Genomic DNA, 12794 nt, shown 5'->3' on the forward strand with positions numbered 1-12794 from the left:
CGCCGCCTGTTTCAGCGCCGGGCCGACTCCTGCTCGACGAGTGCCCGCCGCGACTCCTCGTGGAGCACCCCGAGCAATTCGTGTTCGACGTCCGCGAACTCGGGCGACGTCATCATCGACAATTCGCGGGGACGCGGCAGGCCCACCGTCACCTCGCGCCGCACGGTGGCGGGCCGTGCAGACAGCACGACCACCCGGTCCGACAGGTAGACGGCCTCCCGGATGTCGTGGGTGATCATCAGCACCGTCCACCGGTAGCGCTGCCACACGTCCTGCAACCAGGTCTGCATCTCGGTGCGGGTCAACGAATCCAGAGCGCCGAACGGCTCGTCGAGCAGCAGCACCGGACGGTCCTGGACGACGGTCCGCAGCATCGCGGCCCGCTGCCGCATCCCGCCGGACAGCTGGCTGGGGCGGGCGTCCTCGAATCCGCCGAGACCGAACACTGAGAACAATTCCCGGGCCTTGTCCCGCGCCTGCTTCCGGGGCACGCCCTGCACCTCGAGTCCGAGAGTGGTGTTGTCGAGGACGGTGCGCCACGGGAACAGCAGGTCCTTCTGCGGCATGTACGCGCATTTCGCGGGACCACTCCCCGCGGGACGCACCGGTTCGCCGCCGATCGTGACGGTGCCGGAGTCGGGTTGATCGAGACCGGCGAGCATGGAGAACGCGGTGCTCTTCCCACACCCGCTGGGGCCGATCACCGACACGAACTCACCCGGTTCGACGGTGAACGAGACGTCGTCGAGGACGGGCCGGATGCCGCCGCGGACCGGGAATCCCTTGCTCAGACCGGACAGTGCGACGCGCGCGGTGTCACTCATGCCGAGCCCTTTCGTTCTTGATCCACGGGGCGACGACGCGCTCGACCGCGAAGGTGAGCAGGTAGAGGCTGACGCTGATCACGGCGGTCACGAGCACCGCCGCCAGCACGAGGTCGGTGCGGAAGGAGTTCTTCTGCGTCGCCATGTAGATGCCGAGACCGGACGTGGCCCCGACGTATTCGGCGAACACGGCACCCACCACGGCGTACGTGATGCCGATGCGCAGGGCGGTGAAGAACCGGGGGATCGCCGACGGAAGCCGCACGTAGCGGAATTCCTGCCACCGTGAGGCGCCCATGCTGCGCAACAACGCGCCCGCCTCCCGGTCGGCCGCGGCGAAACCCTCGATCAGACCGATCGTCATCGGGAAGAACGTGGCGAGGGCGATCACGAGAATCTTCGGCAGCAGACCGAATCCGAACCAGATGATCATCAGCGGCGCGATCGCGATGATCGGCAGTGTCTGCGACACGACGAACAGCGGAACGAACGCGCGGCGCAGCCACGGCGAGAAGTCCACGAGCACGGCGAGGGCCCACGCGAAGAGCAGGGAGACGGCGAACCCGATCAGTGTCACTTGCAGTGTCGCGGAGGCGTGACCGGAGATGGCGTCCCGCGCCCGCCAGCCCTGCTGGACCACCCGCAGCGGCGACGGCAGCACCTGCGGCCGGATTCCGCTGACCGTCACGTACACCTGCCACGCGACGACCAGCAGTGCCACGACCACGACCGCGGGCAGCACCCGCCGCAGCAGCGGGGACGTGCCCGGGGCCGTGGTGCGCAGACTCGGGTCAGGGCTGAGTGAGGTACTCATTGGTGAAGTACGTCGACCAGTCGGGTTCCGTGGTCAGCGGTGCCCCGTCGGGGCCGGTGAGCAGGCCGTGCTGGAACAGGAAACCGGAGTACCCCGCCCACTGCTCGGCCGTCTGTGTCCCGACCTTGCCGGAACTGTCCTTCATGTACTCGGAGGACAGCATCTGCTGACTCTCCCGCACAAGGGACTCGTCGGTGAAGGCGCCGGGGTTGGCGTCGATCAGTATCTGCGCGGCCTCGTCCGGCCGGTCGGCGGCGAACTGGTATCCGCGCTGCAGGGCCTGGACGAACTTGCGGGCCTGCTCGGGATGGTCGGCCATCCACTCCTCGTTGCCCTCGATGACGAGAGCGTACGCATCCGGGAAGCCGTAGTCGGTGTAGTGGAAGTAACGCATCGGCGTGCCCTGGTGCTCGGCCTCGATGCCCTCCCAGCCGAAGAACGAGACGGTGAAGTCGGCGGTGCCGGAGTACACGGCCTCGTAGGCCGAGGTGCCGAGCGTGACGGTGGTGAATTCGCCCTTGCCGCCGTCGTTGCGGATGATCTGCTTCAGCGTCTCCTCGCCGTCCGGGTCCGCGAACCCGGCGTAGATCTTGCCGTCCAGATCCCGGGGGCGGGTGATGTCGGCGCGATCCGCCTTCACCGCGATGCCCGTCGCCCAGTGCTGCAGCGGAGCCATCACCGACGTGGTCTGTGCGCCCGCGGCCTTCGAGAACGTCGCCGAACTCTGGAAGCTCACCCCGAACTCCGCGTTGCCGGCGTCGACCAGGGTGTCGGGCGAGGTGTCGTTGTAGGGCAGCACCTGCACGTCGAGGCCGGCGTCCGCGAACCAGCCTTCCTGCTGGGCGACGAACAGGCCGGTGTGGTTGGTGTTCGGTGTCCAGTCGAGTGCGAACCGGATGGTGTCGCCGGACTGGGAGTCACCGGCGCAACCGGTGAGCAGCGACAGGGCGGAGACCAGGACGACGGCTGCGGTGGCGGCGCGCTTGGTACGAGAGAAGAGTGTCACGACGCCGGCCATTCCTGCTTGTTGAGAGCGGTGTCCCAGAACATGAGTTCGTAGCGGCTGGCGATCACGAACGCCTCCGCCATCGCCTCGCGCTGAGCATCGGTCGCGGCCTCGGCCGCCGCGTCCACGAGTTCGCGGGCCCTCGCGACGGCGGCGTGGAACTCCTCCGCGTCGTAGGTGGTCACCCACTGTGCGTACGGGTGCGACGGGTCGGTGGAGAGCACCTCACGGGCGCGCGCCGCGAGCCGGTGCCCGACGTCGGCGTAGATCCAGAAGCAGGGCAGCACTGCCGCGGCGGCCACCGCGTACGGCTCGGTGGCGGCGACGGCCGTCAGGTAGGAGATGTACCCGAGGCAGGCAGGCGAATGCAGCGGCTCCGCGTCCGACTCGGGGAGTCGTCCGCTGGTCAGCAGATTCTGGTGCAACGCGGCCTCGACCGTGGCGGCCTCCGCGGCCGAGCCCGCCCAGAAGCCGGCCTCGACCGGGCCCGGCGCGTGCGCGGCCACCAGTGAAAGGGCTTTCGCGTACCCGGTCAGGTACAGGAAATCCTGCTCGATGTACGTGCGGAACACGTCCAGCGGCAGCGTTCCGTCGCCGAGGCGGCGCAGGAACTCGAGTTCGTCGATCGCCTCGCGCAGCACCTTGGTCCGGTCCCACAAGTGGTCCGTGAATCGGGCGTGCTGGCCGGCGCCGGCAGCATCTTGGACAGAGCTATTCACAACGTTGACATCCCTTCGTCAGCATTACCTGAGCAGGTTCCCGGGTGTGTTCTCAGCCCCGCCCGTGCGGAGCACCCCGTGTCAGAACAAGCCGACCCTAGCACCGGCCGTGCCGCGGGCGGAAAGGCCAGGGTCGGTGGAGGGGCTCAGCCGGCGAGGAACGCGGCCGCGCTCGGCGGGAGGGGTGCGGGGCCGCGCCGGTAGATCTCCGCGGGCCGGCCGGTTCCGACGACGGCCATGTCGCCGGTGTTCTCGAGGGCCGGCATCAGGTGCCGCCGGAACGAGTCCTTCGGCAGTGGACGCCCGAACACCACCTCGTACACCCGGCGGAGTTCGAGCACCGTGAACGTGTCGCCGGCCAGGCCGGACGGGTCGACGGCCCGCGCGTACCGCTCTCTCAGGTCGGCGACGGCAAGGGCGACGACGTCCGCGTGGTCGAACGCCAGGTCCTGCGTCACCCGGTCGTCGTCGACGGTGATCAACATCGTGTCGCGGGGGAGCGCCGTGCGGGGCAGCGCGGCGCCGTGCGTCATCGACAGCACCCACCCGCGATCGTCGCGGCCGGGATCGTCCAGCATCGCCAGCTGATGGAATACGGTGCACGTCAGGCCGGCCTTGATGCGGAGGCACCGCTCGGCGGCGTCCCGCAGTCGCTCACCCTCGTGGAGGAACGTGCCGGGAAGGGCGAGCCGGCCCGAACGGTGCGGAACCACAAGAACTTTCAGTTCCGGGCCGTCGCCGGTGAGGACGGCGACGTCGACGGCTACGGACGGGCGCAAGTAGTCGAGGAGGCTCCTGCCCTCGGAATCGGTCCATGCGGCCACGCGGGAATGTTAGCGCACTGTTGATCTATGTCGCGTTCGATCGGTCCTGCCTGCTCATCGTTGGTAGTTTGGCGAGAGATTCCCGGAACGTGCTGCGTGAGGAGATTCCGTGGAGGTCGACAAGTCCGGCGACACGCTCGTCGTCCGCGCCCGGGACGGTGAGGTGCGTGGCTACCCCGAGGGCGACGTCTACGCGTGGAAGGGCATTCCGTTCGCCGCGGCCCCCGTCGGCGATCTGCGGTTCCGCGCCCCGGCCCCGCCCGCACCGTGGGAGGGTGTGCGCGACTGCGTCGACTTCGGCCCGATGGCGCCGCAGGGGCACGGCACCGCCGTCCCCATCGACGCGGGACTCGAGATGGACGAGGACTGCCTGTCCGTCAACGTCTGGGCCCCGAGACCCGACGGCACCCCGCGGCCGGTGATGGTGTGGATCCACGGCGGTGCCTACTGCCTGGGAACCGCAGCTCAGGGCATCTACAACGGGCGCATCCTGTCCACAATCGGCGACGTCGTGCTGGTCTCGTTCAACTACCGGGTGGGAGCGCTCGGCTTCCTCGACCTGTCGTCGTTCTCCACGACCGAGCGGGTGTTCGAGACCAACTGCGGGCTGCGCGACCAGGTCGCGGCCCTCGAATGGGTCCGCGACAACATCGCGTCGTTCGGCGGTGACCCGGACGAGGTGACGGTGTTCGGGGAGTCGTCCGGAGCCGGGTCGATCACCACGCTGATGACGTGTCCGAGCGCGGAGGGCCTGTTCCACCGCGCGATCGCCCAGAGCCCGCCCGCCACGTCGGTCTACGGGAGCGAGCGGGCGGCCACCGTCGCGAAACAGTTCCTCGACATCCTCGACGTGGAACCCGCGCAGATCGACACCCTGCTGCACCTTCCGTACCGCACGGTGATCGAGGCCAGCGACACACTCGTCAACGAGGTGCCGACGAGGATTCCGGGCACGCTCGCGATGGCGCCCGTGGTGGACCGCGACTTCCTGCCCCGCTACCCGGTGGCCGCGTTCCAGAAGGGGCACTCCCACCGCATCCCTCTCATCATCGGTTCCAACAAGGACGAGTCGTCGATCTTCAAGTTCATGAAATCTCCTCTGCTGCCGGTCACGTCGGATTCGGTGCAGGAGATGTTGAGGGCGATCGCGGCCGATCACCCGGAACTGCCCGCCGCCCGCCTCGCCGACATCCTGTCGGCGTACCCGGACCGCGGAAAGCCGAAGGGCGCGCTCGCGATGTCGAGGGACGCCGCGTTCCGGATGCCCGCCCTGTGGGTGGCCGACGCCCACAGCCGGCACTCGCCGACGTGGATGTACCGGTTCGATCAGGCCACGCCGATGCTCAAGGCCGCACGGATCGGAGCCGGCCACGCCACCGAACTCCCGTACGTCTTCGGCAATTTCGACACCCTCAACATCGACCCGACGTTCTGGCTCGGGGGCCGGAAGACGGCGCTCGAGGTGTCGGGCCGGATCCAGCGCCGGTGGCTCGCGTTCGCGCGGCACGGTGTCCCCGCCGCGCTGGACGGGTCCAAGCACTGGGCGCCCTACGACGAGGAGAACCGCTCGACGTTGCTGATCGACGGCGCGGACACCCTCGTGAAGGACCCGGACCACGAGATGCGGATCGCGTGGGGCAACGACGTCATGGGCTTCAACTGACGGGGACCTTGTCGTCCAGTTCCTTCAGGACGGGCAGCGCGAAGCAGGCCAGCCCGATGATCAGGACCGGGATCGCGAGCACGAAGAAGGTCGGCTGGATTCCCCACTTGTCGAGGAGGGGACCGGCCAGCAGGTAACCCAGCGGACCCGCGGCGTACGCGGTGGACGTCATGACCCCGGTGACGCGCCCGCGCATGTGCTCCGGACTACGAGTCTGCATGGCGTAGTTGGCGATCGGGCCGACCGGACCGAACACGAGACCCTGGAGGAGGGCCAGCGCCAGAATCGCCCACAGCGGCGGCAGGAACGCCATCGCGACCATGGCCGCGCCCAGCACCGTCACCGCCACCACCATCAGCATCCTGCGCGACACATACGGCGCGAGCGGTCCGTACGCGAGGGCACCCACCACGCCGCCGATGCTGAGCGCCATCAGCACCGAACCCAGTTGCGCGGGCTTGTCGAGTTCGGTGAAGTACACCGGGAACACCACCGATTCGACGGGCATGTACAGCGCGACCACCGCCATGTCGACCAGAGCGATCGTGCGCAGGAGCCGGTTGTGCCACACGAACTTCAGGCCCTCGAGCGTGCCGTGCCAGATGGACGTCGGGCGCGTGGACGTGTCGGGTCTGCCTGCGTTCTCCAGTCGCAGGAATGCGATGGTCACCACGGACAGCACGAATCCGACGGCGGTGACCCACAACGTGTTCACCGCACCCACGGTGGCGATGAGGACGCCGCCGATGCCGGGTCCGACGAGATACGCCACGTTGTAGTTGGCCTCGTAGAGGCTGTTCATCCGGTCGAGTGACCAGCCCGCGGACTTCGTGGCGGCCGGCAGCATCGACTCCCGCGCCGCGATTCCGGCCGGATCGAACGCGGCGCCGATCGCGGCGAGGACGGCGATCACCGTGACGGTGAGGCCCGTCGTGTTCGCGATCACTGGGATGGCCGCCACGGACAGGGCGGACAGGCAGTCGGAGATCATCGACGTGCGGCGACGTCCGAACAGGTCGACGAACGTGCCCGCGAACAGGCTCGACACCAGCAGCGGGAGGGTGGCCGCGCCCGCGACGATCGCGGCGTCGGACGCGCGACCGGTCCTCTCGAGCACGAGCCAGGGCAGCACGACGATCGCGATGCCGTTGCCGGTGGACGAGAACAGCGTCGCGAGGTTCAGGAGGATCAGGGGCCCGAACCGGCGAGTCACAGCCGTCTCGGTGGCGGTCACGGCAAGGGTCCTCTGGTCGGCTCGATCGGTGGTCCTTCGACGCTAACAGCGAGGTCGTGGCCACCGCGAGCGAATTTCGGCCGCTACTGGTTGCGTTGCAGGGTCAGTTCGGCGAGGGTGCGCGCTCCGTCGCACGGGTCGCCGGTGCCCGACCGCTGCTGCACCCACCAGGTGATGACGCCGGAGTAGGCGGCGGTGATCCCGCACGCCGCCGAATCGCCCGGACGCCGGGCGCTGAACGCCGACGTGCCCGCGATCGACGTGGTTTCCACCTCGTAGCCCAGCCCATCGGCCACACTCCGCTCGCGTTGCAGCGAGTTGTTCTCGAACCAGCCGAACGTGACGTCGATCGAACCGGCGGCGGACGACACCGTCCACATGCACACCGCGCCGAAGAAGTACTGGTCGATGCCGGCGCCGTGGAGGGTCTCCGCGATCTTGTCGTTGGGGACGGCGTCGCACTCGCGGAGGAGCTTGTCGAACTGCGGGGAGCCGCCGTCGTCGGACGATGCGGCGCCCTCGGGCAGGGGACTGCCGGTGACGGAGGTGCCGCAGCCGGCCAGGATCATCGCCGACGCCAGCGCCGCAGCGACCCGGCGGGCGGCGCTCACTTGACCTTCTCCAACGTCAACCGGCCGAGCGCGGTGGGAGCCGCGCACGGATCGGAGGGTGCGGTGCCCGTGCCGTAGCGGACCAGCCAGTGCACGAAGTCGGAACCCGTGCCGAGCGCGACCTCGCAGAATCCGACGTTCTGCGAGGAGAACCCGCGGTGCCCGGCGATCTCGAGGTCGTGGACCTCGTGACCGATGCCCTTGGCCACCGACCGCTCCCGGTCGATGGGGCTGCCGCGGTACCAGGTGAACATCACGTACCGTTCGCCGCCGTCCGCCTCCCACCGGCATTTGATGCCGTTGCGCGACACCGGGGTGAGCGCGGTGATCCCGGCCCGCTCGTACACCTCGGCGTCGGTCAGCGAGCCGCATTCACCCACGAACGCGCCGGGCTGTGCGGACACCGACGTGGTCGGCGCGGACGCCGCCGGATCGGTCTCGGAACCGTCGCCGGAACCGCAGCCGGCCAGCACGACCGCCGCGGCGACCAGACACGACGCGCGGACGGTCAGGCGGACCGGATCAGACGAGCTCCGCATAGCTCGGATTCTCGGCGATGTACTTCTCGACGTACGAGCACGACGGAATCACGGTGAGCCCGCTGGCCTTCGTGTCGTCGAGGGCGGCCTTCACCACTTCCGCGGCCAGACCCTGACCGCGGAACTGGGGGTACGTCACGGTGTGGTGGAAGTCGCGGGCCCCGTTCCGCTCGAAATAGTCGGCGTATCCGGCCAGCTGGCCGTCGAGGTAGATCTCGAACCGGGATTCCGACACGTCGTGCTCCACCGTGGCCGCCACAGACCGCTCCTCTGCTCGTGTGGCGTGCGCGCTGTCCCGCGCACGCTGTCACTCGCAGATTACCGTCAGTCCGCGAGGTTGGTGCGCAGCAGCATGACGTTGTAGTCCGACCAGGTGGTGGCCAGGAAATACAGATCGGATCCCTGCGACCACGGGTGCATGTACGCGCCGTACAGCTCCGGCACGTCCCGGCTGCTCACCAGCACCTCGGGTTCGCTCCAGCCGGATTCGAGGTGGTCGGACCGGCGCATGACCACCGAATTGCCGGCATCGGTGTACATCGCCACGAACTGACCGAGGTACTGGTTGAACTGCACCGACAACTCGCTGACGGGTCCGGGGATGACCGGTGCGGCGACGGTGGCGTTGGCCTTCACCCACGCCTTGCCGTCCCAGTACTCGTACAGCGTGAGGTTCCGGATGTCCGCTTCCTTCACCCGCGACAGCCGGGCGTCGCCGGATCGACCCGACGGCGTGCCGAACGCGTAGACGAATCCGTCGTGCTTGACGTACGAGCCCATCTGGAAGTTCTCGGCGCCCGTACCCGGGACGTTGGGCCGCAGCGTCAGAGGGTCGGTGACCCAGTTCTCGCCGTTGTCCACGGAGTACGCGATGCCGGACGCGTTGGTGTCCCACTCGCCGGGGGCGCCCCAGCTCCGCACGGACATGTAGTTGATGTACTGCGTCGCCCCGGGACCCTCACCGACCGAGATGCCGGTGGTGGGGATGACGGTCTGCTCCACACCCGGGATCTTCTTGCTCTGGATGATCTCCTTGGAATGGTTCGGGGTATCGACCGGGGAATTGTCGATGCGCATCCCGTCGGTGAGGTCCTTGTCGGAGCTGCGCAACAGGATGTTGCTGCGCCAGTCGCCGACAAGACCGCACAGCGGGTTGTCGCTCAGCCCGACGGTGTCACCGAACGCGGTGAGGATCTCACCGCCGCCGTTGTCCCACATGATGCCGAGGTCGGTGCCGAGCACCCGGAACCTGCCGATCGTGTCGTTGGAGCTGCGCGGCCCGGTGATGTGCGCGATAGCCTGAGTTTTGCCACGCAGCTCGGGAAGGCGACCGTCACTTCCGTTGAGCCAGGGAATGGGGTTGATGCCCTGGTTGGAGCCGCTCGATCCGAGGCTGCCGGTTCCGCCGAGGCACGGCGCCGCCGTCGCTACAGGGGGCGTCATCGTGAAAAACGTGCAGGTAGAAGCAAGTAAGGCGGGCATCGCCAGGGAGGCGACACGGCGGAGTCTGGTCACGAGCGCACCTCTCTGCGAGGAATCGAGTCGGGTCCGGTCACGCTAGCAATACCTCACCTGCCACACCAGCCCCTTGGGTAACCATTGGGTATCGCATCCCGGACCGTGTAGCTACAGAATCGCTCCGGGGTTGAGGATCCCCAGTGGGTCCAGTGCGTTCTTGATCCGATGCGTCAATTCCATGACGTCCTCGCCCAACTGGTCGGGCAGCCAGGCCTTCTTCAGCCGACCCACGCCGTGCTCGCCGGTGATCGTGCCGCCGAGAGAGATTGCGAGGTCCATGATCTCGCCGAAGGCGAGGTGGGCACGCTCGGCCATCGCGGCGTCCTCGGGGTCGAACACGATGAGCGGGTGCGTGTTTCCGTCGCCCGCGTGCGCGATCACCGCCACCATCACGTCACGCTCGCGGGAGATGGCAGCGATTCCCTCCACCAGCGCAGGCAGTTTGGGGAGCGGGACCCCGACGTCCTCGAGGAGCAGGCTGCCGAGTCTCTCGACCGCGGGGATCGCGAATCGTCTTGCCGCGGCGAAGGCTTCGCCCTCCTCGGGGTCGTCGGTGGTGAATACCTCGGACGCGCCGTTCGCTGTGCACGCGTCCGCCATCACGGAAATCTCTTCGGCCGCAATCGCACCGGGCGCGTCCGAGCGGGCGATGAGCATCGCCTCCGCCGTCCGGTCCAGGCCCATCTTCAGCGCGTCCTCGACGGCGCCGATCGAGGCGCGGTCCATGAATTCGAGCATCGACGGCCGCAGCGTGCGGGTGATGGCCAGCACCGTGTCGGCGGCGGCCTGGACGGAGGTGAACGACGCGACGAGGGTGCTCGACGGCGGCTGGGCCGGGATCAGCCTCAGTGTCGCTTCCGTGACGATGCCGAGGGTTCCCTCGCTCCCGACGAACAGCTTGGTCAGCGACAGGCCGGCCACGTCCTTCAGTCGCGGTCCGCCCAGGCGCACGTCCGTCCCGTCCGCGAGGACCACGCGCAGCGCGAGGACGTAGTCGGTGGTGACGCCGTACTTGACGCAGCACAGGCCGCCGGCGTTGGTCGCGACGTTGCCGCCGATCGAGCACATCTCGAACGACGACGGATCCGGTGGGTACCAGAGTCCGTGCTCGGCGGCCGCGGCCTTGACCTCCGCGTTGAGCAGTCCCGGTTCGACGACGGCGATCCGTGTCACCGGGTCCACCTCGATCCGGCGCATGCGCTCGGTGCTGACCACCACGCACCCCGCCACGGCGGTGGCGCCGCCGCTGAGCCCGGATCCCGCCCCGCGTGGGATCACGGGGACCCGGTGCTCGGTCGCCCAGCGCATCACCACCTGGACTTCCTCGGTGGTCGCGGGGCGGGCGACGGCGAGGGGGAGGACGGCATCGGGGTCGCGCGCCCAGTCCTGGCGATAGGAGACCAGGATGTCCGGATCGGTGACGAGACACCCCTGGGGGAGCGCGGCGGCGAGCGTCGCGAGTGCGTCGTCGGTGACCGTCATCGTGACTCCTGAAATGCGGGTGTCGGGCGCCCCGACGGTAACCCAGTGGGCCTCGGGTGTCCTCGAATTGGTCAGGCGTCCAACTGAACCGATTCCGACCGGCTTATGCGGATATCGCTCCAACCTGGACGTTCGGCCTGGAAGTGAGATCCCAATAGTCCATCTGTTAGTTACTTACGCGTAGGAGTCTCACGATGTGGGATCAGGGGGGTGAATTTTTTCCGGGGTTCCGGCGATGGGGTATGCAACCGGGTCCGGAGGAGAAAATGCAGGTAGGGGCGTCCCGCGAACCGCGAGGAACCGGACGAATCGGGTGTAACACAGGTCACATTCGTCACTCCGTTACCGGATCGTATCGACCAGGCAATGCAAAAACTCACTTCTACGGGTTAGCGTCTTGCATCGTCAAACACCGGCGAGGCGTTACACCCAAACGGAGATTCTCACGAAATGTGAGCTAGAACACGGTTGGGGCCGGGTTTTGCCGCACCGACCCTGGAAGGACCCGCACCGATGAATGCACTCCACCGAGATCCCAGCAGCTACATCTCCGCGATGTTCTCGTACGAGTTCCTCGACGGTGGTATCGACTACGATTCCATCGAACAGATCCACCGTGGCGAGTTCGACGAATGGATCTTCGCACTGGCCGGTTCGGGGTTGTTCACCAACGAGGAAGTTCGGTCCATGGTGCAGGAATGGCGCCTGAACCCGAAGACCCTCCTGAACACGCTCCTCGCCGACGCGGACGAAGTCACCGCCAAGCGCTGCGAGGTCACCTGGGCCGCACTCGACCGCGTCGCCCCGTTCACTCCGTCCGTGCCGGTCGCCGTCTTCGGCTGAAGGCCTTCCCGTCGCAGGGCTCGCCGTCGTCACACGAGTTCGGTTCGATCTCCGTTCACGACGATCGCCTGATCGTCCGTCAAAGTGCGGTACTCGATGCCGGCGAGCCTCAAAGCGGTGACAGTGCGCCGAACGGCTGCCGCGTCCTCCAAGGGGACGGCGTCTTCGGCCCCTGGAAGCTCCGCAGGCGGGTGATGCGGCACGATCGCGAAGCCCACCACGCCCAGACCGTCCCAGAGCGGCTCCATGCCGCAGGTGGCGACCACCTCCGCCGGGTCATCGGAGGAGTCGAGACCGTGCAGCGTCGGAGTCATCACACACGCCCCCGCGCTGTAGCCGGCGTACACCAGCGAATCCCCCAGCAGTAGTTCCGGGATCACCCGGTCCGCGCCGCTCCGGGCCATCTGCGCGCGCAACACGAACGTGTTCCCACCGCGCACCCACAGCATGCCGAACCCCGCCAGCCGCTCCCTCAGCACGGCCGAACGCGCGTGCCCGTCGCTGCCGATGTAGTCGCGCAGATCCACCTCTTCCGGGGTGAAGCCCAGCCGCGTCAGCGGCATCACGTCACTCACGACCGCGGACGTCCGCGCCGTCCGCGGCCACGCGTCCGCGGCCGCGGCGATCACCCCCACACGCCCCGGGCGGCCGACGAGCGACAGCAGCGGCGCGGGATCCGCACCGAACCGATACGAAGACAGGAACAGGCGCACCGCG

At 68.1% G+C, this 12794-nt stretch carries 14 protein-coding genes and 1 riboswitch; of the genes, 2 read left to right on the plus strand and 12 right to left on the minus strand.

The window, feature by feature from the left end:
- Positions 1 to 11: 11 nt before the first annotated feature.
- The 5 genes from QM693_RS22840 to QM693_RS22860 all read right to left on the minus strand — a co-directional run bounded on the left by QM693_RS22840 (position 12) and on the right by QM693_RS22860 (position 4187).
- Positions 12 to 824: an ABC transporter ATP-binding protein gene (locus tag QM693_RS22840; protein ID WP_283335817.1), complete on the minus strand. Its 813-nt coding sequence runs from the start codon at positions 822 to 824 to the stop codon at positions 12 to 14.
- The gene (locus QM693_RS22845; protein ID WP_061044482.1) at positions 817 to 1638 is read right to left on the minus strand and encodes an ABC transporter permease; all 822 of its coding nucleotides are present in this window, start codon (positions 1636 to 1638) and stop codon (positions 817 to 819) included. The genes QM693_RS22840 and QM693_RS22845 overlap by 8 nt, the downstream gene beginning before the upstream one ends.
- Positions 1616 to 2656 (minus strand): ABC transporter substrate-binding protein, encoded by a 1041-nt coding sequence (locus QM693_RS22850; protein ID WP_283335819.1) that lies wholly within the window; start codon positions 2654 to 2656, stop codon positions 1616 to 1618. Before QM693_RS22850 ends, QM693_RS22845 begins: the two co-directional genes overlap by 23 nt.
- Complete coding sequence (locus QM693_RS22855) at positions 2641 to 3363, minus strand: TenA family protein (protein WP_283353522.1); 723 nt, start codon at positions 3361 to 3363, stop codon at positions 2641 to 2643. The genes QM693_RS22850 and QM693_RS22855 overlap by 16 nt, the downstream gene beginning before the upstream one ends.
- A riboswitch (TPP riboswitch) is annotated at positions 3357 to 3452 on the minus strand. It overlaps the preceding gene by 7 nt.
- A gap of 57 nt (positions 3453 to 3509) precedes the next feature.
- On the minus strand, positions 3510 to 4187 hold the full coding sequence (locus QM693_RS22860) for an NUDIX hydrolase (protein WP_283353523.1): 678 nt from the start codon (positions 4185 to 4187) through the stop codon (positions 3510 to 3512).
- 109 nt (positions 4188 to 4296) lie between these two features.
- On the opposite strand from QM693_RS22860, the gene QM693_RS22865 reads away from it, so the two are divergent.
- Positions 4297 to 5850, plus strand: a complete 1554-nt coding sequence (locus tag QM693_RS22865; RefSeq protein ID WP_283353524.1) for a carboxylesterase/lipase family protein — start codon at positions 4297 to 4299, stop codon at positions 5848 to 5850.
- On the opposite strand, the gene QM693_RS22870 is transcribed toward QM693_RS22865, so the two are convergent.
- From QM693_RS22870 to QM693_RS22895, 6 genes are all read right to left on the minus strand, one after another.
- On the minus strand, positions 5843 to 7084 hold the full coding sequence (locus QM693_RS22870) for an MFS transporter (protein WP_011594550.1): 1242 nt from the start codon (positions 7082 to 7084) through the stop codon (positions 5843 to 5845). The two genes, QM693_RS22865 and QM693_RS22870, sit on opposite strands and share 8 nt — an antisense overlap.
- Before the next feature lie 83 nt (positions 7085 to 7167).
- Positions 7168 to 7695, minus strand: a complete 528-nt coding sequence (locus QM693_RS22875) for a DUF3558 domain-containing protein (protein ID WP_283335825.1) — start codon at positions 7693 to 7695, stop codon at positions 7168 to 7170.
- Positions 7692 to 8234, minus strand: coding sequence for a DUF3558 domain-containing protein (locus QM693_RS22880; protein ID WP_280783691.1), 543 nt, complete (start codon positions 8232 to 8234; stop codon positions 7692 to 7694). Before QM693_RS22880 ends, QM693_RS22875 begins: the two co-directional genes overlap by 4 nt.
- The gene (locus tag QM693_RS22885) at positions 8218 to 8493 is read right to left on the minus strand and encodes a GNAT family N-acetyltransferase (RefSeq protein WP_005252788.1); all 276 of its coding nucleotides are present in this window, start codon (positions 8491 to 8493) and stop codon (positions 8218 to 8220) included. Before QM693_RS22885 ends, QM693_RS22880 begins: the two co-directional genes overlap by 17 nt.
- A gap of 65 nt (positions 8494 to 8558) precedes the next feature.
- On the minus strand, positions 8559 to 9677 hold the full coding sequence (locus tag QM693_RS22890; RefSeq protein WP_280783690.1) for a glycoside hydrolase family 183 protein: 1119 nt from the start codon (positions 9675 to 9677) through the stop codon (positions 8559 to 8561).
- Between the two features lie 183 nt (positions 9678 to 9860).
- Complete coding sequence (locus QM693_RS22895; protein WP_283353525.1) at positions 9861 to 11234, minus strand: FAD-binding oxidoreductase; 1374 nt, start codon at positions 11232 to 11234, stop codon at positions 9861 to 9863.
- A 513-nt stretch (positions 11235 to 11747) separates the two neighbouring features.
- Here QM693_RS22895 and QM693_RS22900 point away from each other — a divergent pair.
- A complete protein-coding gene (locus QM693_RS22900) occupies positions 11748 to 12077 on the plus strand; it encodes a hypothetical protein (protein ID WP_011594545.1) in 330 nt (109 codons plus the stop codon).
- A gap of 29 nt (positions 12078 to 12106) precedes the next feature.
- On the opposite strand, the gene QM693_RS22905 is transcribed toward QM693_RS22900, so the two are convergent.
- Complete coding sequence (locus tag QM693_RS22905; RefSeq protein WP_283353526.1) at positions 12107 to 12790, minus strand: Type 1 glutamine amidotransferase-like domain-containing protein; 684 nt, start codon at positions 12788 to 12790, stop codon at positions 12107 to 12109.
- Between the last annotated feature and the right edge of the window lie 4 nt (positions 12791 to 12794).

It is taken from the genome of Rhodococcus sp. IEGM 1305, assembly GCF_030058635.1.
Taxonomy (GTDB): Bacteria; Actinomycetota; Actinomycetes; order Mycobacteriales; family Mycobacteriaceae; genus Rhodococcus_F; species Rhodococcus_F opacus_D.